The organism is Priestia endophytica DSM 13796 (assembly GCF_900115845.1).
Classification (GTDB): domain Bacteria; phylum Bacillota; class Bacilli; order Bacillales; family Bacillaceae_H; genus Bacillus_I; species Bacillus_I endophytica.
The window spans coordinates 323,153-347,009 of record NZ_FOXX01000002.1; the positions used below are offsets into that span (position 1 = coordinate 323,153).

At 36.4% G+C, this 23,857-nt stretch carries 22 protein-coding genes; 15 read left to right on the plus strand and 7 right to left on the minus strand.

Annotation, left to right across the window (positions count from 1 at the left end):
• The first annotated feature begins 83 nt into the window (after positions 1-83).
• From BM012_RS06015 to BM012_RS06025, 3 genes are all read left to right on the plus strand, one after another.
• Positions 84-3,719, plus strand: a complete 3,636-nt coding sequence (locus BM012_RS06015; RefSeq protein ID WP_061803668.1) for a dynamin family protein — start codon at positions 84-86, stop codon at positions 3,717-3,719.
• 30 nt (positions 3,720-3,749) lie between these two features.
• On the plus strand, positions 3,750-4,010 hold the full coding sequence (locus tag BM012_RS06020) for a YpbS family protein (RefSeq protein WP_061803669.1): 261 nt from the start codon (positions 3,750-3,752) through the stop codon (positions 4,008-4,010).
• Positions 4,011-4,118: 108 nt separating this feature from the next.
• On the plus strand, positions 4,119-4,442 hold the full coding sequence (locus BM012_RS06025; protein ID WP_061803670.1) for a hypothetical protein: 324 nt from the start codon (positions 4,119-4,121) through the stop codon (positions 4,440-4,442).
• Between the two features lie 31 nt (positions 4,443-4,473).
• On the opposite strand, the gene BM012_RS06030 is transcribed toward BM012_RS06025, so the two are convergent.
• Positions 4,474-4,860 carry a reverse transcriptase-like protein gene (locus tag BM012_RS06030; RefSeq protein ID WP_061803671.1) on the minus strand — a complete coding sequence of 129 codons (387 nt, stop codon included), beginning with the start codon at positions 4,858-4,860 and terminating at the stop codon, positions 4,474-4,476.
• 227 nt (positions 4,861-5,087) lie between these two features.
• On the opposite strand from BM012_RS06030, the gene BM012_RS06035 reads away from it, so the two are divergent.
• Together BM012_RS06035 and BM012_RS06040 are read left to right on the plus strand one after the other, a co-directional pair.
• Positions 5,088-5,741 (plus strand): reverse transcriptase-like protein, encoded by a 654-nt coding sequence (locus BM012_RS06035; RefSeq protein ID WP_061803672.1) that lies wholly within the window; start codon positions 5,088-5,090, stop codon positions 5,739-5,741.
• A gap of 17 nt (positions 5,742-5,758) precedes the next feature.
• Complete coding sequence (locus BM012_RS06040; protein WP_019393143.1) at positions 5,759-5,959, plus strand: zinc-finger domain-containing protein; 201 nt, start codon at positions 5,759-5,761, stop codon at positions 5,957-5,959.
• A gap of 38 nt (positions 5,960-5,997) precedes the next feature.
• On the opposite strand, the gene BM012_RS06045 is transcribed toward BM012_RS06040, so the two are convergent.
• From BM012_RS06045 to BM012_RS06055, 3 genes are all read right to left on the minus strand, one after another.
• The gene (locus BM012_RS06045) at positions 5,998-6,270 is read right to left on the minus strand and encodes a DUF2564 family protein (protein ID WP_061803673.1); all 273 of its coding nucleotides are present in this window, start codon (positions 6,268-6,270) and stop codon (positions 5,998-6,000) included.
• An 81-nt stretch (positions 6,271-6,351) separates the two neighbouring features.
• Positions 6,352-7,125, minus strand: coding sequence for an alpha/beta hydrolase (locus BM012_RS06050; protein ID WP_061803674.1), 774 nt, complete (start codon positions 7,123-7,125; stop codon positions 6,352-6,354).
• A 123-nt stretch (positions 7,126-7,248) separates the two neighbouring features.
• Positions 7,249-7,458: a hypothetical protein gene (locus BM012_RS06055; protein ID WP_061803675.1), complete on the minus strand. Its 210-nt coding sequence runs from the start codon at positions 7,456-7,458 to the stop codon at positions 7,249-7,251.
• A 352-nt stretch (positions 7,459-7,810) separates the two neighbouring features.
• Here BM012_RS06055 and BM012_RS06060 point away from each other — a divergent pair, with 352 nt between their 5' ends.
• Entirely contained in the window at positions 7,811-7,954 is a 144-nt protein-coding gene (locus tag BM012_RS06060) for a DUF4025 domain-containing protein (protein WP_082023622.1), read from the plus strand.
• A gap of 17 nt (positions 7,955-7,971) precedes the next feature.
• Here the strand turns inward: BM012_RS06060 and pbp4b are convergent, their stop codons facing one another.
• Complete coding sequence (pbp4b, locus tag BM012_RS06065; protein WP_082802540.1) at positions 7,972-9,111, minus strand: penicillin binding protein PBP4B; 1,140 nt, start codon at positions 9,109-9,111, stop codon at positions 7,972-7,974.
• Between the two features lie 180 nt (positions 9,112-9,291).
• Here pbp4b and egtB point away from each other — a divergent pair, with 180 nt between their 5' ends.
• Together egtB and egtD are read left to right on the plus strand one after the other, a co-directional pair.
• The gene (egtB, locus tag BM012_RS06070; protein WP_061803676.1) at positions 9,292-10,557 is read left to right on the plus strand and encodes an ergothioneine biosynthesis protein EgtB; all 1,266 of its coding nucleotides are present in this window, start codon (positions 9,292-9,294) and stop codon (positions 10,555-10,557) included.
• A complete protein-coding gene (gene egtD, locus BM012_RS06075) occupies positions 10,558-11,499 on the plus strand; it encodes an L-histidine N(alpha)-methyltransferase (RefSeq protein WP_061803677.1) in 942 nt (313 codons plus the stop codon).
• A gap of 34 nt (positions 11,500-11,533) precedes the next feature.
• On the opposite strand, the gene katA is transcribed toward egtD, so the two are convergent.
• The gene (katA, locus tag BM012_RS06080; RefSeq protein ID WP_061803678.1) at positions 11,534-12,994 is read right to left on the minus strand and encodes a catalase KatA; all 1,461 of its coding nucleotides are present in this window, start codon (positions 12,992-12,994) and stop codon (positions 11,534-11,536) included.
• Between the two features lie 238 nt (positions 12,995-13,232).
• Positions 13,233-14,366, minus strand: a complete 1,134-nt coding sequence (locus tag BM012_RS06085; protein ID WP_061803679.1) for a zinc-dependent alcohol dehydrogenase — start codon at positions 14,364-14,366, stop codon at positions 13,233-13,235.
• Between the two features lie 199 nt (positions 14,367-14,565).
• On the opposite strand from BM012_RS06085, the gene BM012_RS06090 reads away from it, so the two are divergent.
• The 7 genes from BM012_RS06090 (at position 14,566) to BM012_RS06120 (ending at position 23,848) form a co-directional block, all read left to right on the plus strand.
• The gene (locus BM012_RS06090; RefSeq protein ID WP_061803680.1) at positions 14,566-15,420 is read left to right on the plus strand and encodes a manganese catalase family protein; all 855 of its coding nucleotides are present in this window, start codon (positions 14,566-14,568) and stop codon (positions 15,418-15,420) included.
• Between the two features lie 14 nt (positions 15,421-15,434).
• Positions 15,435-16,283: an MBL fold metallo-hydrolase gene (locus tag BM012_RS06095; RefSeq protein ID WP_061803681.1), complete on the plus strand. Its 849-nt coding sequence runs from the start codon at positions 15,435-15,437 to the stop codon at positions 16,281-16,283.
• Between the two features lie 131 nt (positions 16,284-16,414).
• Positions 16,415-17,308 (plus strand): AEC family transporter, encoded by an 894-nt coding sequence (locus BM012_RS06100; protein WP_061803682.1) that lies wholly within the window; start codon positions 16,415-16,417, stop codon positions 17,306-17,308.
• Between the two features lie 524 nt (positions 17,309-17,832).
• Positions 17,833-18,813 (plus strand): glycoside hydrolase family 43 protein, encoded by a 981-nt coding sequence (locus tag BM012_RS06105; protein ID WP_139210308.1) that lies wholly within the window; start codon positions 17,833-17,835, stop codon positions 18,811-18,813.
• 102 nt (positions 18,814-18,915) lie between these two features.
• Positions 18,916-20,163, plus strand: coding sequence for an MFS transporter (locus BM012_RS06110; RefSeq protein ID WP_061803684.1), 1,248 nt, complete (start codon positions 18,916-18,918; stop codon positions 20,161-20,163).
• A gap of 162 nt (positions 20,164-20,325) precedes the next feature.
• Positions 20,326-21,297, plus strand: coding sequence for an arabinan endo-1,5-alpha-L-arabinosidase AbnA (locus tag BM012_RS06115; RefSeq protein WP_061803685.1), 972 nt, complete (start codon positions 20,326-20,328; stop codon positions 21,295-21,297).
• 397 nt (positions 21,298-21,694) lie between these two features.
• Complete coding sequence (locus tag BM012_RS06120; RefSeq protein WP_061803686.1) at positions 21,695-23,848, plus strand: type IA DNA topoisomerase; 2,154 nt, start codon at positions 21,695-21,697, stop codon at positions 23,846-23,848.
• Positions 23,849-23,857: the final 9 nt, after the last annotated feature.

Here is a 23,857-nt window from a genome sequence, read left to right on the forward strand (position 1 = left end):
ATTTAAAATGAAAGAAGGAAAGAGAAATAAAGGGGCAACTAGCCTACATAACGACAGTTTGATTTTACAAAAGGGGTATTGTGATGGTTATGGAAAAACAGCAGATTGAAAGATCTTTACAAAAAAAGTTAATGACAGCATACGCATTTTTTCAAGGACGAGAAGACAAAAGAAGAATTGAGAAAATAAAAGATTTAGGAAGAAAGTTAGAAGAAAAAACGTTTACCGTTGCATTTTGTGGTCATTTTTCTGCAGGTAAATCAACAATGATTAATAAGTTAATGAACCAAGAGCTTTTGCCTTCAAGCCCGATTCCAACAAGTGCTAACTTAGTGAAAGTAGTGAAAGGTGCAGAACATGCAACAGTGTACTATAAACACGATGCTCCTGTTCGCTATACGGCTCCATATGACTTTGAAGCAATTAAACAATTTTGTAGAGATGGAGATGCGATTAAAGAGATTCATCTTTCAACAGAGAAAAGTACGCTTCCAGATCACGTTGAACTTATGGATACGCCTGGGATTGATTCAGCAGATGATGCCCACCGTGTTGCAACAGAATCTGCTCTTCACCTTGTTGACGTGATTTTTTACGTAACTGATTATAATCACGTGCAATCTGAAGTAAACTTTGATTTTGTTAAAAAGTTGCGTGAACAAGGAAAAACGGTTTATTTAATCGTTAATCAGATTGATAAACATCGGGAAGAAGAGCTTACATTTGAGCAGTTTACTCATTCTGTTAAAACATCTTTTCAAAACTGGCAGGCAGAGCCAAACGGGATGTTTTTCACATCCTTAAAAAAAGAAGAGCATGAAAGAAATGAGTTTGTTCTTGTAAAGCGCACGCTCCAAACCATGTTTCAAGATTATGAAGATCTTTTAAAGAACTCTGTGCAAAATACGCTACAAGCTTTAATAGAAGAATATATAAAAGAAGTAAGTGATGAGAAAGAAGAGGCAAAAGAAGAACTCTCTCTCGCATTAGAAGAGATGGGAACAAGTGAAGCACTTCCGTTTCGTAATATGATTCAAGAAATGAACAAAACGTTGCTCGAAAAAGAGCAAGAGCTTGCAGCATTTGAGGAAACGATTCGTAAAGAAATAAGTACGCTAGCTGAAAATGCGCAGCTTATTCCATACGAAGTAAGAGAGAAGGGGCGAGAATATTTAGAAAGTATTCAACCTCAGTTTAAAGTAGGTTTTCTTTTCTCGAAACAAAAAACAAAGGAAGTTCAAAAGCAGCGGCTTCATAATTTTGTAGAAGCTCTTCGAGAGAAAACAATAGCAGAGCTTGTTTGGCACATTACTCCACTTCTCCATAAGCGCATGCGAGAAGAAGAGCTTTTTTCAGAGGAGCTTGTAGCAAAAATTGAAGGCTACGACCTCGTGATTACAGAAGATGATATAGAAAGTATTGTAAAAAGCGACGTTGGCATAACAAATGAGTATATCTTAACGTATAGCAACGATGTCTCAACATTTATTAAAACAAAGGCTAAACAAAAAGCGTATCCAATTTTGACTCATCTAAAGCAAATGAAAGAAGAACAGTATAAGGAATGGCGAAATGGACAAGAAGAAAAACTTTTACAATATGAGAAGGCTGCAAAGCTTAAAGAGAGCGTTGGGCATTTTCTAGATCGTAAACAAGAAGATATTATCGAAGCAAGGCTTATTCAACGAGGCGAACGTTTTCAAGAAGAACTTGACTGGAGCCTGTTAATTCAATATGAGGAACATCCCGTTATCAAAGAAGGGCTGCAAGCTTTTCAAATTACGAAAGAAATGATGCCTGTGGAAGAGGAGATAACAGAGAGCCAAGAAAGTTATTCTATGGAGCAAACGATTGTTCATCTTGATAAGACAGTAGAAGCATTAGAGCCGTTTCCGCCGCTTGAGAAATTTATTCTTCCGTTAAAAAAGAAGATGGAAGCGCTTGGTCAACATTCGTTTACAATTGCACTTTTTGGAGCATTTAGTGCAGGTAAATCATCTTTTGCAAATGCTTTAATTGGTCAAAAACTGCTACCTGTGTCACCAAATCCAACAACAGCGACAATTAATAAAATTTTGCCGCCAACAAAAGAACACAAACATGAGACAGTAAGAGTCCATGTGAAAGGTGAAAAAGAGATGTTTAGCGATATTTCCGCTTCCCTTCATATGTTTGGAATCAACCCGTCTTCTTTAGATGAAGCATTAGATAAGATTAAAGAGTTAAAAATAACGGAGAAGCTAGAAGGAAAAGAACGTCTTCATTATTCGTTTTTACAGGCGGTTGGTCGCGGCTATGAAGAAATGAAAAACCATTTTGATACCGTTTTAACTGTTTCAATTGAAGAATTTCCAAGCTATGTCGCAAATGAACAAAAATCTTGTTTTGTGGATGAAATTGAGCTTTATTATTCATGTGCTTTAACAGATATGGGGATAACGATTGTTGATACACCTGGAGCAGATTCTATTAATGCCCGCCACACGGGCGTTGCTTTCCAATATGTAAAAGATGCTGATGCACTTCTTTTCGTTACTTACTATAATCACGCATTTTCTCGAGCTGATCGGGAATTTCTTATTCAGCTTGGTCGTGTTAAAGACATTTTTACGCTTGATAAAATGTTCTTTGTTATTAATGCGGCAGATTTAGCTCACGACGAGAATGAACTGCTTGATGTAAAGCGCTATGTTTATGAACAATTGCTTCAGTATGGAATTCGGAAGCCGCGCCTTTACCCACTTTCAAGTCATCGTGCATTAGAAAGCGGAGTAGAAGATAAGCAGTTTAATCAGTTTTGGACTTCTTTCTCTCACTTTATTAAAGAAGACTTAACGACAATGGTAACAGAATCAGCTTATGAAATTGTAGAGAGAGCGTACAAAGCGCTTCTTGATTTAAAAGAGCTTAGTCGGAAATCTAAGGAAGAAAAAAGAGAGCGACTTGCTCACATTGAAAAAGTAAAGCAAGCTCTTCATTTAACAGTTCAACAACTTAAGTTTGAAAGCGAGCAAAAACGAATTCGTCAAGAAACAGAAGAGCTTGTTCACTATGTGAAACAGAGAGTGATGATGAGATACTATGACTTTTTTAAAGAGTCGTTTAATCCTTCTGTTTTAAAAGGGACAAAAAAGCAAGAACAAGAGAAGCTTCGAGGCTGTTTAAACGAGCTTCTTGAATTTCTTCAATTTGACTTTGTACAAGAGATTCAAGCAACAACACTAAGACTTGAAGCTTTTTCAAGTAAGCTTATTTATGGAGCGCATGAAGTTGTACTTCAGCGAATGAAGGAAATTCATGATTCATTTGCGCCTGCTCCAATCCCTATTCCGAAGGCAAAGGAAGTTACGATTTATAAACCTTTCGAGCAGCAACATGACAGCTATGAAAAAGCATTATCTCTTTATCGAAATGCGCGCGCGTTTTTTGAAGGAGACGAAAAGAAAAAAATGGTTGATGAATTGAAAAAGCCGCTCTTAGAGGAAATGGATGAAGCAGGGATAAAGCAGACAGATCGCTTTAATATCTACTATGCACAGTGGATTAAAGATACGCTGTATCATTACCAGCACGAGATGAATACAAACATTGAACAGCATATTTACAGACTTCAAAAAAGCTTAACAACACCTGTTGATATAAGAGAAATTGAAAAGTCTGAAAAAGAACTAAGTGCGATTTTAACTCAAAGTCGCTATAATAAAGAAGACAAACAGTAAACAGCTAGAAGCATGTAGGAGGAATTAAGATTGAGCGTACACAAAGCCATTACAAAACACTCACAGTCACAGCATGAAAAGGTTAAAAAATTTGCTGAATTAGAAAGCATGAGAGAATTTGAAATTGATCAAGCCGTAGGCAAATGCAGAAATGGTGAAACATTTTCGGTTGATGCTATTAACGCAGTAACTAAAAGGATTAACGAGCTTGCGAAGAAAGGAATTGTGCCAACGCGTAAGCTAGTGACGAAAGAAATGGTAAAGGAATATGTTGAACGTCTAGAAAAGTAAAGCGAAAACTTGGCTGTTTTTTCACCATTTGCTATCTATAAAAAAGCGAGTAATTCTCCATAATAAAGATGTGCATAACATTTGCACAACGATAAGGGGGAGATAGCAATGGGTCGTACGAAAAATGCTAACCGAAATGCTCAAATTAACAACAACAAAAAGGCACAGAAGGAAGAGTTTGCTTCTGAAATGCCGAGTATGCAACAAAAGAGCAAGAGCAGTATGAACAGCCGCTATGCGGAAGAATTCGCTTCTCAATATAACCCAAGTCCTGAGTATAAAGCGCGTCTTGATAAAGACAAAGCGCAAAAATATGCCGAAGAATTCTCAACTGAAAAAACGCCAAAAGGTGGAAGTAAGAAACATCGATTTGCTTCTTACGCAGAAGTGGAAGCTGAGAAAATGAACGAAGGCATTCAAAAGGATAAATAACAAAAAGCACCGCAAAAATGCGGTGCTTTTATTATGAACGAACAATCGCCTGCCGAGCAAGCACATCGGCCGTTTTGTTTTGTTTTTCAGGAATCCATTTAATGAAAAAAAGATCAAGCTGATCAATTAACTGAACAGCTTCTTCTAATAGAGGGGCATAGAGCTTATTCTTCACATATCTTGTATCCACCGCTTTTTCAACAAGCAGTGAATCTGTTTTACAGGAGACTGTCTTAAATCCTTTATCAATACAAACTTCAAGTGCTTTAATAAGAGCATGATACTCAGCTTCATGGTTTGTCATATGAGGAAGAGGGAAAGAAAAACGATGAACATCACTTTGTGTTTTAATAAAAACGCCTGCACCAGACGGTCCTGGATTACCTGCGCTTGCGCCATCAATAAATACTTCAATCATAAAGTATCCCTCCTTTTGTTCACAAAAATTATAGCATATAACTTTACGGAACGTATAAGGAAGAAGGCAGGAAAATATATTTTTCTTAAGAATAAGAAGAGAAGTGGTTGCAAAAATTATGAATAAATCAGAAAGTAGGTTTGAATTGATTAAACAAAAAACAAGTGGTACGATAGTCGTTGTACTTTAACGAACTGTCAAAAAAGAAGTTAGTAGGAGGAGAGAAGATGGACTTTCAATTACGATGGACGTATAAAAGTCATGGAAGAAGTCTTGATTTTCAATCTGCATTTACAAATGGTAAAGAGGCTCTCCTCATAGCGGAAGATCTTCTGAAAACAGGGCGATTAAAAGAGATCACATTTGTAGATGAAATGAATCAATCATGGACATTAAAAGAGATGAAGAAGCTTTTACAAGAAGTGAAAGAACAGCCTCACTATGTGAAAGCTTATTTTGATGGCGGATTTGACCTTTCAACTAAAAAGGCTGGCGTTGGAGCTGTTATCTATTATAGACAAAATGGAAAAAACTATCGTTTGCGTTCAAGCGCTTCTTTTGATGAACTTGAGTCAAATAATGAAGCTGAATATGCAGCTTTTCATTATGTGGTAAAACAGCTAGAGGAGCTTGGTGTACACCATCTTCCGGTTACGTTTTTAGGAGACTCAAAAGTTGTATTAAAGCAGCTTGCTGGAGAATGGCCATGCTATGAAGAAAGTTTTAATCGATGGCTCGACAGAATTGAAGAAGAGTTAGAAGGATTGCATATTAAACCAACGTATACACATATTGCTCGGAAAGAAAATGAAGAAGCTGATACCCTTGCTGCTCAAGCGTTACATGGAAAAGAGATATCAAGTACGTATGAAATCGAGTAAACAGGAGATGAAAGAAATTGAATCGTAAGGAGATATTGGAAGAGCTTACTCATCTTTCAGATTATTATTGTGAAGGATGTTTAATCAAAAAAACGCTAAATAAAGAAAAAGGGAAAAAGCACGCTCAAACATTTTGTATTAAGCAATGTACAGTAGGAGAGAAGCTTCAGAAGTATGGTGAGTTACTCATGACAGAGCCTGCTCGAAATAAACAATAAAAAGCTGACAGACATCATTGTTCTGTCAGCTTTTTTGATTATATTTTGGCTGCATTTAGCTGTTGTTCGCACTTTTGAAGGGTTTCTTCACAGCGTTGTAGAAAAGCTTCATCAACCCCTGTTGCGCTGTTTCTGGCACTTTCAAGCTGTGCTTTGGCAGATGACAGAGCTTCTGTTGCTTCTCTTAAACGTTCAGGGTCCATATTTCTCGTTGCTGCGCCAACAATGTTTTTTGTTGCCTCTACAGCTGCATTTGTTGCTCCAAGATCATTATACCCTGTTGTTACGTTATCATTTGAAAAGTGTTCCACTATAACCGCCTCCACTTTTATATTTTTAGTTGTTCACCTTATAGATTGATTCGTTCAGACTAAAAATATGCAGAAGCTCTTTTATTCTTGGAGCCCGTGTTTATAAATGAAGCCCGTTATTAGAAGATTAACTTGACGCCAGTTTAGTGTTGGAAGTTCATGAAAAGCATCATGAATAAAAAACACGTCTGAAGTGAGCTCATCGTAATAGTGGTGATAATGACTCGTAATGTCATAGCGTGCTCCATACATAGCAAGAATAGGCCATGAGAATTGATGGAGATCATGAACAATATTGAAGCGATATGATTCAACATAAAATTGGTGCCAAACAGAAGGATTTGCTTTTTTCATATGCTGCAGAAGCTCATTTTGAAATGCTCTATCTCTAGTGTGTGCAAGTGAAATCACGTTGCTAACAAAAGAAGGAGACTTTTTTATAAAGTGAAGACCTAAGAGATGTTCCCATTGAAGAGGTTTTGTATTTACAATTGGGAAGCCTCCTGTTAGAATCAGTCCTTTTACGCGTTCAGGGTAAAGAAGGCAAAATTGCTGAGCAACTGTTCCACCACATGAGTAGCTACAAAGGATTACTTTTTCAATGCCTAGTACATTTAACAGTTCAACTAACTCTTCAGCATACGTACTTAACAATCCGTATTTTATATAGCTCGGATTTTCGCTGTCTCCGCATCCTGATAAGTCAGGCATAATAACGCGGAACTGCTTTGCAAGCTCCTTTTGGTAATAAAACACTTTGCGCCCCATACCAGCAGGATGAAGAAAAATAATAGGGACGCCTTTTCCTTCATCATCAATGAATAATTTTGTATCTTTCACATGATAATAAGGCATTGTAAACTCCTCTATTGAAATGATTTCACTTTTTAATGAATATCATTAGTTTGAGCAAGTTCTCCCGCCTTATACAAAGGAGTATTGTTGTTTAGAGTTACGAAAGAGCTGCTTTCGGTTTCTCTACAGTATCAGCTTTTTTAATACGAGAAAAGCTGAGGCGAAAAACGGCAAGAAGTAGAACAGAAAAAGAATAATCATAAGCGCCGATATGTCAGAAAAAATGTTGCTTCCGCCAAAGGCAATAGTGAAAAGACCTTCAGCAACATATGTGGCAGGGAGAACTGCACTTATTTTCTCATAAAATAATGGAAGCATTTCGCGAGGTACCATAATGCCTGCACTAACAAGTTAGAGAGACAATAAAATAATATTGAAAATCACTCCGCTTGGTCCAAATAAAACAATGAAAAGCTGTGTAAGAGATACGAAAGTAAGAAAAGCTAAAAATAAAAAGAACCATATATAAAAAAGTGAAATATGCGAAGTTACACTGTAACAAGACATAATCAAGACCGCAATTGTCGCAATGAATATAGACATGGTTACATTAATAATCTGACGTGCTCTAAAGAGAGACCATTTTGAAAATTGGTTTTTTAGAGGTTATATTAACCACTTTCTTACATAATTTCTTCAAAATAAGAGAAAATAGAAAGCAGAAGTAAAAAAAGGAGGGAAAGTAATGAAAGAAAAGCAGAAACAAAATAATGAGAAATTAACATCTGAGCTTGATGTAACACATGAACAAGTAAGCGATTCGTATATGGAAGGCGCTGTAAGCGAAGATACGTTTAATAGTGATGAAAGAAACGACCGAAAAGCCTAGAGTATTCTAGGCTTTTTTTAGAGGAGATTTTTATATAGTTCTGTTACAAGAGGTCCATATTGTCCTGTTTTAAACTCATCACCTTCAAAAAGATTTAAAGATTTTAAAGGATCTTTCAAAGGAGAATGCTTCTTATTTGTAAGAAGGACAACTGTCAGTTTATGGGCTGGATCAATTATTGTTAGCGTGCCGGTCCAACCTGTATGACCAAATGCAGAGGAACTTGCGTGCTCTCCAAACATATACTTCATATCTCCGTTGTTTAAACGCCATCCAAGACCATAAGAAGGATTTTGCTGTGAAGGCGTAACAAACGTTTTTGCAGTGCTTTCACTAAATAACTGTTTTGTTCCATACGAACCATTGTGATGCATAATTTCTACCAAAGCGGAAAGCTCATCAACGGTTGAAAAAAGACCCGCATGCCCTGAAACACCATCCATAGAGTAAAATGCTTTTTCATCATGAACTTCACCTTGAAGCGTATGTGTTCGAACATTTGGAAAATGAATAAACCCATCTCGTGTATTACCCATTCGTTCTGTTGCTGCACAGTCAGAGCGAGCATAGCCCTTTCTTAGAGGATTAAATAATGTTCGAGTTAATCCTAGCTTTTGAAATATCTCTTTTTCTACAAATAGATCAAGCTTTTGACAAGTTAATTTTTCAACAAGGGCACCAAGCATCATATAATCTAAATCACTGTAGAGATGTTGAGTATGTGGTTCATAAGAAAGAGGCGTTTTAAGAATATGCTCAATCGTTGTTAAACGATCTCGTGAATATAGATCTCCAGCTTTTTCACGATGATAGTATGGAAAATCAGCTGGAAATCCTGCGGTATGTTGTAAAAGATCGATAATACGTACGTTTTCTTTGAAAGAAGGAAAGTAGAAAGAGAGAGGAGAAAGCAGGTTTAGTTCTCCTTCTGTAACGAGTTTTTGTAATGCGAAGTTTGTAGCATACATTTTCGTGTTTGAAGCAAGATCAAATAATGTCTTATTCTTGAGCTTTGACGGATGTGAAAGAAGCTGCTTTTTCTCATATTTCTGTTGATATCCGTACGTTTCACGGTAAATTTCTTTTCCTTTTTTCTTTACAAGCAAAGAACCACCTGGAAATCCTTTCTCTACATCTTCTTTAATCAAGTTTTCCATTTTCACACATCCTTTTTAATTCTTTTTTCTAGTCTAGCATAGTACTAAAAAAAGTTAACTTTTCATAGATTATGATTATGCGTTATAAAGTGTTTTAATTTTGAAAAAAAAGGTTATTAAGATTAATAGTTAGAAGTTTGTTCAAAAGTCGTAAAACATCTTTGGATAGGGAGGAATAAAATGAAAAATGAAACAGCAGTAAAAGAAAATATTGCAGAAAAATATAAAGAGGTGCGAGCATGCACAGAAAAAATTGTAGCTCCACTTCAAACAGAGGATTATATTATTCAAGCAGGACCTGATGCAAGCCCTCCAAAGTGGCACCTTGCCCATACAACATGGTTTTTTGAACGATTTGTTTTAAAAGAATATAAGACTACATACGAAGCACTCAACGATCAATTTGACTATCTTTTTAATTCATACTATGAAACAGTTGGAGAATTTCACCCTCGAGCGCAAAGAGGAGTTCTTGCTAGACCGAGCATTGAGGAAGTAAAGCAATATCGATATTACATTGATGCACATATGAAAGAACTTTTTGAAGAACTAACAGAGGAAAATAGAGATAAAGTTCTTTCTATCGTTGAAATTGGACTTCAGCATGAGCAGCAGCACCAAGAACTTCTTTTAACAGATATTAAATATAACTTTTTCACCAACCCTCTTCTTCCTGCATATATTAGTCAAACTACAGAAGAAAATGGAAAAAGGAAGGAGACGTCATTTATTGAAATAGAAGGAGGACTTATTGAAGTTGGACATGATAATTCTTCATTCTCATTTGATAATGAGCGCCCTCGCCATAAAGTATGGTTAGAGTCTTACCGAATTGCTGATGCGCCTGTTACTAATCGAGAATATATAGAATTTATCGAAGATGGAGGGTATGAACGACCAGAATTATGGCTTTCAGACGGATGGGCTCATATCAAAAAAGAAGGATGGACACATCCTTTATACTGGAAAAAAGATGGTGAGGAATGGAGTATCTTCACTCTGCACGGACAAAGTGCTTTAAATTTAGATGAACCTGTTTGTCATGTGAGTTTCTATGAAGGAGATGCATTTGCGCGCTGGAAAGGGAAACGATTGCCAACAGAACAGGAATGGGAACATGCGTTTAGTAGAATAGAATGTGAAGGCAACTTTGTTGAAAACAACCTTTATCATCCAAATTCACAGTATAAAGGAAACGGTCCACTTTATAAAGGATATGGAGACGTGTGGGAATGGACGCGAAGTCCATATGTACCATATCCAAAAAGCAAACCTTTAGAAGGGGCACTTGGAGAATACAATGCGAAATTTATGTGCAATCAAATGGTGCTAAAAGGCGGTTCTTGTGCAACTCCTCACAGTCATATTCGTCCAACATATAGAAACTTCTTTCAGCCAGAAAAACGCTGGCAATTCACGGGTTTCCGCTTAGCGGAGGACGTATAAATGACAAATGTAAAAGAGATGGAAAAATCATTTTATAAAGATGTTTTGACTGGATTACGCTCAGTTCCTAAGAGATTAGAACCTAAATATTTATATGATTATCGAGGTTCAGAGCTTTTTGAAGAAATTACAAAGACTCCTGAATATTATCCAACACGTACAGAAATGAGAATTTTAAAAAAAGAGCTTAATAGTATTTCTCACTATATTGGGGATGATGCAGCATTAATTGAATTTGGAAGTGGCAGCAGTGAAAAAATTAAATTTTTATTGCATCATTTGAAAGGCATTAAAGAGTATGTGGCTATTGATATATCAGAAAGCTTTTTGCTGCAGTCTGTAGAGAAGTTGAAGAAAGAACATCAACATCTTTATGTGCATACTGTTTGTGCCGACTATACAGTTCCTTTCTCTCTTCCTTCTTTAAAAGCGAAAAAGAAAGTTTTATTCTTTCCAGGTTCAACAATTGGAAACTTTGATAAACAAGAAAGGAAGACTTTTTTAAATCAAATGTCTACTCTGTTAACAAAAGGAGATGGCTTTATCATTGGAGTAGATTTGAAAAAGGATGAAAAATTACTTCATTCCGCCTATAACGATGCCAAACAAGTAACACGCGCTTTTAACTTAAATTTACTTCAGCGGATGAACCGCGAACTTCTTGCTAATTTTATTGTGGAGAATTTTGAGCATAAAGCTTTTTACAATCACGAAGAAGGTCGAGTTGAGATGCATATTGAGAGCTTGAAAAATCAGCTTGTTACAATTGGTGAAGAAGAAGTTTCCTTTCAAAAGGGAGAGACAATTCATACAGAAAGCTCTTATAAGTTTTCAGTGCAAGAGTTTCAAAATCTTGCGAAGGAAGCGAACTTTATCCCGAAAAAAGTATGGACAGATGAAGAGAATTTATTTAGCGTTCATTACCTCGAAGTGAAGGCATAAAAAAAGACAGCCACGTGGCTGTCTTTTTTTCTTCTTATTTTACTTCTTGAGGCACTTCTAGGCCAAGGCCTTTTGCAATGCGCGTTCCAAAGTCAGGATCTGCTTTATAGAAATGTCCGATTTGACGAACTTTAATTTCTTCTTTTTCAACAGGTGTCATTTCATTCACGATTGTTTGGACAATGCGATCTTGCTCTTCTTTACTCATTAAACGGTAAAGATCACCTGCTTGTGTATAATGATCGTTATGATCATATGCTACGCTTTCAGCAACACCTGAAACAGGGAATGAAGCCTGTTTGTTTTCAGGAGATTCTGTTGGACCATTATAGCTGTTTGGCTCATAGTAAACAGAACCTTTTCCATTGTCATCAAAGCGCATTTGACCATCGCGCTGATAGTTTTTCACATCTGCACGTGGACGGTTGATTGGAAGTGCTTGGTGGTTTGCGCCAACGCGATAGCGATGTGCATCATGATAAGCAAATAAACGTCCTTGAAGCATTTTGTCTGGTGATACGTCAACACCAGGAACAAGTGTGCCAGGAGAGAATGTTGCTTGCTCTACTTCTGCGAAATAATTCTCTGGGTTACGATCAAGTACCATACGGCCTACTTCAATTAGTGGATAGTCTTTTTGAGACCATGTTTTTGTAACATCAAATGGATCAAAGCGATATGTGTTAGCATCTTCAAGCGGCATAATTTGAACGTAAAGTTTCCATGCTGGGAAATCTTTATTTTCAATTGCGTTAAATAAATCTTCTGTATGGTAATCAGGATTTTCACCCGCAATTTTTGTTGCTACATCTGGATGAAGGTTTTTAACACCTTGTTCTGTTTTGAAATGATACTTAATCCAAACACCGTCACCATCTTTATTTGTCCATTTGAATGTATGGCTTCCAAAACCGTGCATATGACGGAACGTTGCTGGAATTCCTCTGTCACCCATTAAATATGTGACTTGATGAAGCGATTCTGGTGATAGAGACCAGAAATCCCATACAGCTGTTGGGTTTTTTAAATGTGTTTGTGGATGACGCTTTTGTGTATGAATAAAATCAGGGAACTTAATAGCATCACGGATAAAGAAAATAGGCGTATTGTTTCCAACAATATCGTAGTTTCCTTCTTCTGTATAAAATTTAACAGCGAATCCGCGTGGGTCTCGTACTGTGTCAGCAGATCCATTTTCACCTGCAACAGTTGAAAAACGAATAAATAGTGGCGTACGTTTGCCAACTTCTGATAAAAAGTCTGCTTTTGTATATTTCGTTACATCATTTGTTACTTCAAAGTAGCCGTGTGCTCCTGCACCTTTAGCATGAACAACACGCTCTGGTACACGCTCTCTATTAAAATGTGCTAGTTTTTCTAGCAAATGAACATCTTGGATAAGCGTTGGACCTCTTGAGCCTGCTGTAATTGAATTCTGATTGTCTCCAACAGGAGCTCCCCAACTAGTTGTAAGATTATTATTGTTATTCCCCATACTAGATTCACCTCATATTTATAATATAAATAGCTTAATATCATAATAACATCTATCAATAAAAAATCAATACTTAATTATAATTATTATAAATAAATATTTTGTATAAATTATAAAAGGGTAATATTGGAAATAGAGGGGGGTAAAATAAAAAGAGCTTACAACAAAATAAGCCCTTTTTATTTATTCTAATTCATTTCTTATCAATTTAGAAATTTTAAGTTCTCTTTTATAATAATTATGGCTTTAATACAACTTTAATGCAATTATCTTGTTTATTATTAAAAATATCGTAGCCGTGTGAAGCTTTTTCTAATGGAAGAGTATGCGTAATAATTTGGGTTGGATCGATTTCTTCTTTAATAATTTGTTCATACATTTTCGGCATATAGCTTCTTGCATGTGCTTGTCCCATTTTTAAGGTAACATTTCTTGAAAAGAAGGGGCCTAGTGGGAACATATTGTACAAGCCACCATATACGCCTGTTAGTTGAACAGTTCCGCATTTTCTTACTGCTTTTGTGGCAATTTGAATAGGACCCATTGTTCCACCTTGTAGCTTTAGTTTTTGTTCTACATATTCAAGAGGAGATTTTTTACCATCCATTCCAACGCAGTCAATGACAACATCTGCGCCACCCTTTGTAAGCTCTTTTAGTGTTTCGCCCATATCATCATACTGAGTAAAATCAAACGTTTCTGTTTTGTTCATTTTTTTAGAATGATTGAGGCGGTAATCAAAGTAATCAATGGCAATCACGCGCTCCGCTCCTTTTTGCCATGCGAATTTCTGAGCCATAAGACCTACAGGACCGCATCCTAGCACAATCACAGTATCCCCTTTTTTTACGCCTGCATTTTCCACACTCCAATAGGCGGTTGGTAAAACGTCTGATAGAAATAGAAGTTTTTCATCTTCAAGCTCACAGCTTTCTGGAATCACAAAAGGCGTATAATTTCCGAAAGGAACGCGCAAATATTCTGCTTGCCCGCCAGGATAGTTGCCAAACTTTTCGGAGTAGCCAAAAAGGCCTCCAGAATCATAGTGAGGATTTGAATTATCACACTGACTTTCAAGGTGATTATCACAGTATGGACAGCTTCCACACGCAACTGTAAAAGGAATGACAACTCTGTCCCCTTTTTTTACTTTCGTCACCTCTGGTCCAATGTCCTCAACAATCCCCATTGGTTCATGCCCGATAATATAACCAATTGGAAGCGGGAAATTTCCTTGATAAAGGTGCAAATCAGACCCGCAAATCGCTGTTGACGTAATTTTAACAATAACATCTTGTGCATCTTGAATTTTGGGTGCTTCCACTTCTTTTACGGCAATTTCTTTTTTTCCTTGATATGTGACAGCTTTCATATATAACCTCCACAGTTCTCTTATTGTCTTATTTATCGTTCTCTTGGCCTGCATAAAATATAAGCATACTTTTACATCGGACTTTTTACTTTTAGGAAGAAAGAAAAAATGAAGACTTCACATAAACTTTTTATTGTTCGGGCATATTGAAAAGGGGAATTTTTAAACTGCTTTTAAAAATAAAAAAGGGGTGCTTTGTTTGTACTATTACAAAGAAGGATTAATTAATGAAATTAAACCGGATAAGCCAGATCCAGCAGCAGCAAAAGTGTTGCAAGAAATTCTTGGTGGTCATTATGGCGAAATGAGAACAATGATGCAGTATTTCTTTCAAAGTTCAAATTTTCGGGGAAAAGAAACACAGTTTAGAGATTTAATGCGCGGTGTTTTTTTAGAGGAGATTGCTCACGTTGAGCTTGTACAAAATACAATCAATGCTCTTCTTGATGAATCGGGCGGTGAAGGAGTTGGAGCACAAGGAGCGGATCGTGCCCCTCTTGATGAAGCAGTCAAACACGCTAACCCTCATCACTATATTATGGGAGCACAAAGCTCTCTTCCTGTTGATGCAGGTGGAAACCCTTGGAACGGATCTTGGGTATACAGCCACGGAAATTTAATATCTGATCTTCTTAATAACGTTGTATTGGAATCAACGGGGGTTTTACAAAAAACTCGTATTTATGAAATGAGCTCAAATCAAACGTTTCGTGAAACACTTGGGTTTTTAATTGTGCGGGATAACGCTCATCAAAACGCATTTGCAAAAGCTCTTGAGACGCTAGGCGTAAATTGGGGAAAGGTTTTTCCTATTCCGAACTATGATATTAATAAGTATCCAGAATGTCGTAAGTTTGTTGAGATGGGCTATCATAATACACAGTTCAACTTCCGCCTTGATCCAACGAGAATCGGTGAGATTTTACAAGGTCAAGTGCCAAGTCGTAACGGTGGAGAAATGACAGTTACAGATCCACCACAAGCATTCCCAGCACCAATGCTTCCAGAGATGCCAAATGAGCATAGCCCTGGTTTAGGCGATATGAATGCGTAAGGAAATCTTCGGAAATGGAAAATGAACTGCACGGAAGTTCTTCAACAGAACGGTTTATTCCTGTTACATCTGTTCAAAGTGGAGAAGGAATTGAAGTTACCCCTGACCTTTACAGCTACACAACACAAATTGTGAACGTTTGCTTTATCGGAGGAAGAGGAGACGAATTTGTCCTTGTTGACGCAGGAATGCCGAAGTCAGCTCAAAGTATTATTTCAGAAATAGAAAATCGTTTTGGCTCCAATGCCCGTCCAAAAGCTATTCTGTTAACACATGCTCATTTTGATCATGTTGGAGCACTTCTTGAGCTGCTTCGCCATTGGGATGTTCCTGTTTATGCTCATAAAGCTGAGCTTCCATATCTTCAAGGAGAAAAAGACTATGAACGCCCAGATCAAACAGTTGAAGGTGGAATGGTTGTTAAAATGTCTCCGCTGTTTCCAACAGAGAGCATTAACATAAGTTCCCGCGTTTCTCCTCTTCATGATGACGGGTCTATTCCAGAACTGCCTGAGTGGGAATGGATTCATACGCCAGGTCATACAGAAGGGCATGTTTCGTTCTTCAGAAAACGAGATAGAGCTCTTATTGTAGGAGATGCGTTTATTACAACAAAGCAAGAAAACTTATTTGACGTGATTACGCAAAAGCTAGAAATAAGCGGACCACCGAGATATTTAACAACAGACTGGAAAGCGGCGAAAAAATCTGTTGAACATCTTGCTTCTCTTCATCCTGAAGTAGCCATAACAGGTCACGGCAAACCTGTAGAAGGCAAATGGTTAGCTGAACATTTAGCTGTATTAGCACGGGATTTCGATCGAATAGCTATCCCTGACTATGGGAAATATGTTGATGAGTAAGTATTGTAAGCACAATCTTTTGTTAAAAGATTGTGCTTTTTCTTTTGAGAAATTTCATTATAGTCCTAATGAACAACCGTATACAATGATATAATCTTTGTATACATAATTTTTAAGAAAAGAGTGGAAGAATGATTTTTTTTGAAGTAATTTTACCTGTTATTCTCATTTTCTTTAGTGGCTATATGATTCAAAAAATTTTTAAGGTTGATATTAAACCAATTTCAACCATATCCATTTATATTTTAATGCCTGCGCTTGTATTTCAAACCTTTTACACAACGCCGCTTGATAGTAATTTATTTTATATTGTGATTACATCAACGCTTATTTTTGCAGCATTAGTTGTTGTAAGCATTGTAACCTCTCGCTTATGTAAACAAGATACAGAACAGGAAAGTGCTCTTATTTTAACATCTGCTTTTGCAAATAGCGGGAACTACGGAGCACCGATTGTTCTTTTTGCTTTTGGGCAGGCTGGTATGAACTATGCTGTTCCACTTATGGTGTTTCACTCCATTTTGATGAGCGTTTTTGGCGTATATTTTGCAGCTAGAAGTCAAGGTGGAATAAAACTTGCCGTGAGAACAGTTCTAAAACAGCCAACAAACTATGCTATTCTTCCAGCTGTTTTGCTGCAAGAATTCCATATTTCAATTCCTGATAACTTTTATGCAAGCATCGAGCTTGTAGGCAACTGCTGTATTCCAGTTGTGATGATTATTTTAGGGATGCAGCTTGCAGACGTAAATGCTAAAAAGCTTGAATGGGGGAATATTAGTATTGCAAGCGGCATTCGTCTTATTGCTTCTCCCATTTTAGCTTATCTCATTTGTCTCATGTTCCCGATTGAACCGCTTTTACGAAACGTGATTGTCATCATGGCTGCAATGCCATCAGCTGCAACAACCGCAATGTATGCTATTCAATTTAATACAAAGCCACAGTTTGTTTCAAGCGGAACGTTGATTACAACAGTGCTTAGTTTCGGAACGCTGACGTTTTTACTGAGTATTTTGCATTAGAAAAGAGAGATGTCTTATGTAGAATATGAGCTAAGTAAAGTGGATTAGCTGAATAGGGGTACGAATCTATTTTGGATTTATCGTGACTTCTTAATTTATAAAGGTAAGTAACAAAGGCATACTAATGAGGATTTCCTCTTCGTATGCCTTTGTTTTTTATGGCCAATTTCTCAAATAAAGCAATGCTTAGGGAGCGTATAAAAGAATTTATAAGGGTCATAAAATACCTCCTAGACAGCCATTTTAAAAATGATGAAAGATAAAAAATACATACTTATAAAAATAATTACGTTGACATTTATACGTATAAATAATATATTTGTTCTTAAGAAAGCGTTTGCATTTTATAGAAAGGAGTTAATAAGCTACCTTTAGTTGTATATAACCTTCTTATTTTTAACAGTGGACAGAAATTACAGATAGTACGAAACTTATTTATTAAAGAATTGAGAAACTTAAAAACTTATTAGTCTGAATATTATGTTTTTTATTGTTTGATATCTAAATATAGAGGAGATGGCATGATGAATACATGTAAAACTTATAAAAATCCAATTGTAGAGCAACGAGCAGATCCTTGGGTATATAAGCATTGGGATGGATATTATTATTTCACTGCATCAGTTCCTGAATATGATCGACTTGAAATTAGACGTGCAAAGTCTATCGAGGAATTAGGGGCAGTTAAGGGAGTGACTGTATGGAAGAAACACGCAGAGGGACCAATGAGCGCACTGATTTGGGCACCAGAACTTCATTACATTAAAGGAAAATGGTATATCTACTTCGCAGCAGCAAATACAGACCAACCTGTAAATGGTACATTCAATCATCGTATGTTTGTCATTGAGAATGAAAACGCCAATCCAATGGAGGGAAATTGGACGGAAAAAGGGCAAGTTAAGACAGATTGGGAGTCATTTTCCCTAGATGCTACAACATTCACTCATAGAGATGTTCTGTATTATGTATGGGCTCAAAGAGATGTGGATATTAAAGGGAATTCTAATCTATACATTGCAGAAATGGAGAATCCATGGACAATTAAAGGTCCTCAAGTGATGCTTTCAAAGCCTGAATTACCATGGGAAACAATAGGTTTTTGGGTAAATGAAGGTCCGGCTATCCTTAAACGTAATGGGAAAATTTTTATGACGTACTCAGGAAGTGCTACAGACCACAACTATTGTATGGGATTATTAACAGCTGATGAAGAGAGTAATTTGCTAGACCCTAAGTCATGGGTTAAGTCTCAAAATCCAGTATTTAAGAGTTCTCCACAGAATGGACAATATGGGCCTGGTCACAATAGTTTTACAGTTTCTGAGGATAATAAAGAAGATGTCCTGATTTATCATGGCCGGAATTATACAGATATTAAAGGTGACCCACTATATGATCCTAACAGACATACACGTGCCCAGATTATTAAATGGACAGAAGAAGGGTTTCCTAATTTCGGAGTACCTGTTCCAGACGCAGAAGAAGTGAAATCTGAACGCTAAACAAGATAGTGAGTTTTCTATAAGTGTTAAAAGATTTCTCATAGCTACGAACTTTTTTGAATAACTGTATGTATTTCTATAGAATGTAGAGGAGATTTTATGATGAATATTCCTAATCGAGGCTTTTGGAACTTTGGGGGTTTATTCTTTTTCTATTTTATTATTTGGGCCATTGTTTTAGGGTTCTTACCTTTATGGTTGGAAGATGTAGCAGGACTCAATACAAGTGAGACAGGTATTGTTTTTTCATCTATGTCATTAATAGCCTTATGTTATCAACCGTTTTTTGGTATTATTTCAGATAAATTAGGTTTTAAAAAGAACCTGTTTTGGGTTGTTGTTGTCCTTTTGATGTTTATGGGTCCATTTTTTAGCTTTTTATATGTACCATTGCTGCAAATGAATATATTTGTGGGAGCTATTATAGGAAGTGCCTACCTTAGTGCTGTCTTTTATGCAGGAGTAGGGGTTGTAGAATCCTATATAGAGAGAGTTAGCCGCAATAATGGGTTTGAGTATGGTCGTGTAAGATTATTTGGGTCAATTGCCGGAGCTACAGCTTCACTGATTGGCGGTATTATGTTTGTAAGAAATCCTAATTCTATCTTCTGGTTTGCGTCAGGAGCAGCAGTTTTTCTTGCCATCCTACTTTTCACTGCAAAAGTCAAAGGGAAAGATTTAATAAAACCGACAAATCCTAAAAGTAGTGAAATAAACAAGAGAGCTATCGTTTCTATATTTAAATTAAAAAACTTTTGGTTCCTTTCGCTCCTTATTGTTGGGACTGCAGCTATATACGATGTATTCGATCAACAATTTCCTAACTACTACGTTCAATTTTTCTCCTCTAAAGAGATAGGTACAGATATTTTTAGTAAACTAGTATCCGTTCAGGTCGGCCTTGAAGCTATTCTAATGATTTTCGCTCCTGTAATAGTTAATAAGATAGGCGCTAAGAAAGGATTGATTCTCTTTGGAATCTTAACTTTTGTTCGGATTTTTGGAAGTGCTGTAGCTTCGGAGCCTATATTGTTATCTGTATGTCGGCTAATTGCCGCTTTTGAAATGCCACTATTGTTAGTTTCCATTTTTAAGTATATTACAGGAGTATTTGATGTTCGTTTTTCAGCAACCATCTATTTACTAGCTTTTAATTTTGCTAAACAAAGTGCTGTTGGTATTTTCTCTTCTATCGCTGGAAATATGTATTCGTCTATGGGATTCCAAAACACGTATTTTTTCTTAAGTGCTATTGTGTTAATAATCACGGCAATTTCTTATTTCACTTTAACAGACGATAAGAGAATACAAGTCCAAGTCCAAGAGCCTCTCTACACGTCAACAAAATAGCCGGATACTCATGAACTCTCTTTCAAAGAGAGTAAGGTGGAAATAGATGTTTTTTGTGAAACATAATAGGATTATTGACTGTATAATGCGCAAGGAAATGTATGCGTTTTCTTTAGGGTGCTGTATTTTAAATGATAATAATCCACTTTAAGGGGTGTTTTCATGAAAAACTACTCAAGAGCGGGGAAGAAACTATTTATTTTAGCTCTATCGTTGTTGCTAACTTTCTCAATATGTATGCCGGCCTCAGCTAGTAATTGGTCCCTTACAGGGGATACACTTATTCATGACCCATCTATCATTAAAGAAGGAAATACTTGGTATACTTTTGGTACTGGGCTAGTAGGAGAGAACGGGATAAGAGTATTACGTTCTGATAATGGTATACATTGGTATAAGGCCCCTAGTGTCTTTCCAACAAGTCCATCTTGGTGGAAAAACTATGTGCCAAATTACGAGAGTAATCAATGGGCTCCTGATATTAGTTACTATAATGGACGTTATTGGCTTTACTATTCTGTTTCTTCTTTCGGTTCTAACACTTCGTTAATCGGTTTACTTTCTACATCTAGTATTACATCTGGACAATGGCGTGATGATGGATTAGTCATTCGATCTACATCAGCTGATAACTATAATGCTATAGATGGTGATTTGATAATTGATAAAGATGGGAACCCATGGCTATCATTTGGTTCTTTCTGGAGTGGAATTAAGTTAACTCGTCTTGATAAAACGACAATGAAACCTGTAGGTTCTCTTTATTCTATTGCTTCTAGACCTGAGAACGGTGGAGCTATAGAAGCTCCTAATATTATTTATCGAAATGGCTACTATTATTTGTTTGTCTCTTTCGATAGATGTTGTCAAGGTGTAAATAGCACATATAAAATGGCTGTCGGAAGATCTAAAAATATTACTGGTCCATATTACGATAAAAATGGCGTTGATATGATGAAGGGTGGCGGCACTATTTTTGATGCGGGAAATGAACGATGGAAAGGACCTGGACATTCGGATATTTTAAATAATAATCTTATTGTTCGGCATTCGTATGACTCCTTAGCAAATGGTTCACCTACAATGTTGATTAATGATCTTTATTGGGATTCAAAAGGGTGGCCTACTTATTAAAAATCACTTCGAGATATAAGAATAATAAGCATGTATGCCTTAGTTTTAAGAAAATAAATGATACAGTTTAATATTAGATGTTACAAGGTCTTTGTCTTTATAGAACAAAGGCCTATTTTTATTGCTATTTAAGTTTAAATATAGATATAACAAATAACTAACTCATGGAAACAAATATCTTCTAATAAGGAAGAAACCCAATGCTTCTTGTCATGTTAATGTGATAAAATTAAATTCTTATGTGACTTACATCATTGTTTTAAAGAATAAATGATTGATTATAAATGATGCTAGAGTACAATACTCATTAGTTTCTAAGTTTACAACGCATCTCCCTAATCATTTGCAATTAGCAAGTAATGAAATAGGAAAAATAAAATGTAAGGTGATTATTCAAATGAAATTAATATTAGCAGAGAAGCCGTCTGTCTCTAAAAACATTGCAGACGCGCTTAAAATAAAAGGACGTGGGGACGGATATTTTGAAGGAAATGGCTATATTGTCACATGGGCATTCGGTCATTTGCTTCAACTTTATGATGCAAAAGACTACGATGATAAAATGGCAACATGGAAGATGGATAACTTTCCGTTCATTCCAAGCGTTTTTAAGTATAAAGTGAAAAGTAGTCCAAAGAACCGCGATAAGCCGGATAGTGGGGCAAATAAACAGCTGAAGATTATTAAAAGTTTGATGAGAAGACAAGACGTTGAAGCTATTATTTCAGCATGTGATTATGATCGTGAAGGCCAAGTAATTGGAGATAGTATCATTTATAACTTAAAGCCAACAAAGCCTGTTTATCGTCTTCTTTTAAATGAGTGGACACCTGCTGAAGTTTTAAATGGACTAGCAAATGTAAAGCGAAATGAAGAGTTAAAGCCCCTTCAAGACGCAGGGGTAAGCAGACAATGGGCAGACTGGGCAATCGGAATTAATTTAACGTCTGTTGCAACACTTAAATATCAAAAAGGAAAAGGAAAAGCGCTTAATATTGGACGCGTTCTTTTACCAACTTTGAAAATTATTTACGATAGAGATAAAGAAATTGAAAACTTTGTTCCCGAAAACTACTATAAACTTCAGGCAACGTTCGGAACTGAAAAAGGCGATAAGTATGATGGAACCTATTTTGAAGGAAAAGAAGAGAAGTTTAAAAGCAAAGAAGCATTAGAAGAAATCGAGAGAAAGCTTGAGAATAAAAAGGGACTTGTTCATAAAAAAGACGTCCAAAAGAAAAAAGAGTATCCACCGTTTTTATTCAATCTTTCTAATTTACAAGGTTATATCACAAGTAAATTTAAAGGGTGGACATCTGATAAAGTATTAAAAGTTGCGCAGTCTCTATACGAAAAAAAGTTTATTACGTATCCACGTACATCAAGTATCGCCCTTGAAGAAAGTCTTGTTGGGAAAACAGCAAAAGTGCTTGAAACACTAGCAGCAGATCTTCCGTATAAAGACGAAGTGAAGTTTGTAAAATCAAAACGCGTTTTCAATAATGCAAAAGTAGAAAGTCATAGCGCAATCATTCCAACATATATGAAGCCGAAAAAGTTAACAGGTGATGAAGAAAAAGTCTATGAGGCAGTGAAAAACAGATTTATTATGCAATTTATGCCTCTTGCAGAGTATGAAGAAACAAGAATTGAAACAAAAGTGAAAGACGTAGATTTAAAAGGTCTTTTTGTTTCAAAAGGAAAAGTTCAGCTTGTTGAAGGGTGGAAGAAAGTTGAACACATTCAGTCTAAAGACACTATGCTTCCTCTTGTTCAGAAAGGAGAAGATGTTGAGTTAGTTGCGCATGAAGTCACAACTCATACGACAAAGCCTCCAAAGCAGCATACAGAAAAAACGCTTTTACGTCTTATGGAAACGGCAGGGAAAAACGTTGATGGAGACGATGAAGAAAGCGTGAATGCTGTTTTAGATGGCTTTAGTATTGGTACACCAGCAACGCGGGCTGAAACAATTAAAAAGTTAAAAGATGTTGGCTATATTGAAGGTCAAAACAAAAACCTTGTCACAACAGAGCTTGGTCGTAAGCTTGTTGAAACATTTCCGATTCAAGATTTGTTTAATCTAGACTTTACAGGACGACTTGAAAAATCACTGTTTGATATTGAGAAAAAACAGTTTACAAAAGACGATTTCTTGAAGCTAATTTTTGACTTTACTACAAAGTCGGTTGAAACGATTAAAAATGAGAAAGATGTAACAATTAATGAAGTATCGTCACAGCGGAAGCCAAACGAAGTGCTCGGCAAATGTCCTGTTTGTGGACACGGAGTGATTGAAGGGCAAAAAGGATTTGGCTGCAGCAATTGGAAAAGCGGCTGTAAATTTGTAATTTGGAAAAATGATAAATTTCTAGGCTCAATGAAGAAAAAACCAACGAAAACGATGGTCAAAGCGCTTTTAAAGAACGGCATCGCGCCTGTTAAAGGGCTAACAAGTAAAAAAGGGAATAAGTTTGATGCGATGCTGCGCTATGAGAAAAACCCGGATAATGATTATTATAGCTGGAAGATGGAATTTAATAAAAAATAAAAAAGAGGC

Coding starts and splice junctions, on each gene's coding strand:
- BM012_RS06085 (WP_061803679.1), bottom strand. CDS start 14,366: ATGAAAGCTGTCACATATCAAGGAAAAAAAGAAATTGCCGTAAAAGAA.
- BM012_RS06035 (WP_061803672.1), top strand. CDS start 5,088: ATGGACTTTCAATTACGATGGACGTATAAAAGTCATGGAAGAAGTCTT.
- katA (WP_061803678.1), bottom strand. CDS start 12,994: ATGGGGAATAACAATAATAATCTTACAACTAGTTGGGGAGCTCCTGTT.
- BM012_RS06015 (WP_061803668.1), top strand. CDS start 84: ATGGTTATGGAAAAACAGCAGATTGAAAGATCTTTACAAAAAAAGTTA.
- BM012_RS06115 (WP_061803685.1), top strand. CDS start 20,326: ATGAAAAACTACTCAAGAGCGGGGAAGAAACTATTTATTTTAGCTCTA.
- egtD (WP_061803677.1), top strand. CDS start 10,558: ATGACAAATGTAAAAGAGATGGAAAAATCATTTTATAAAGATGTTTTG.
- egtB (WP_061803676.1), top strand. CDS start 9,292: ATGAAAAATGAAACAGCAGTAAAAGAAAATATTGCAGAAAAATATAAA.
- BM012_RS06060 (WP_082023622.1), top strand. CDS start 7,811: ATGAAAGAAAAGCAGAAACAAAATAATGAGAAATTAACATCTGAGCTT.
- BM012_RS06055 (WP_061803675.1), bottom strand. CDS start 7,458: ATGGTACCTCGCGAAATGCTTCCATTATTTTATGAGAAAATAAGTGCA.
- BM012_RS06050 (WP_061803674.1), bottom strand. CDS start 7,125: ATGCCTTATTATCATGTGAAAGATACAAAATTATTCATTGATGATGAA.
- BM012_RS06120 (WP_061803686.1), top strand. CDS start 21,695: ATGAAATTAATATTAGCAGAGAAGCCGTCTGTCTCTAAAAACATTGCA.
- BM012_RS06110 (WP_061803684.1), top strand. CDS start 18,916: ATGAATATTCCTAATCGAGGCTTTTGGAACTTTGGGGGTTTATTCTTT.
- BM012_RS06105 (WP_139210308.1), top strand. CDS start 17,833: ATGAATACATGTAAAACTTATAAAAATCCAATTGTAGAGCAACGAGCA.
- BM012_RS06025 (WP_061803670.1), top strand. CDS start 4,119: ATGGGTCGTACGAAAAATGCTAACCGAAATGCTCAAATTAACAACAAC.
- BM012_RS06030 (WP_061803671.1), bottom strand. CDS start 4,860: ATGATTGAAGTATTTATTGATGGCGCAAGCGCAGGTAATCCAGGACCG.
- BM012_RS06095 (WP_061803681.1), top strand. CDS start 15,435: ATGGAAAATGAACTGCACGGAAGTTCTTCAACAGAACGGTTTATTCCT.
- pbp4b (WP_082802540.1), bottom strand. CDS start 9,111: ATGGAAAACTTGATTAAAGAAGATGTAGAGAAAGGATTTCCAGGTGGT.
- BM012_RS06100 (WP_061803682.1), top strand. CDS start 16,415: ATGATTTTTTTTGAAGTAATTTTACCTGTTATTCTCATTTTCTTTAGT.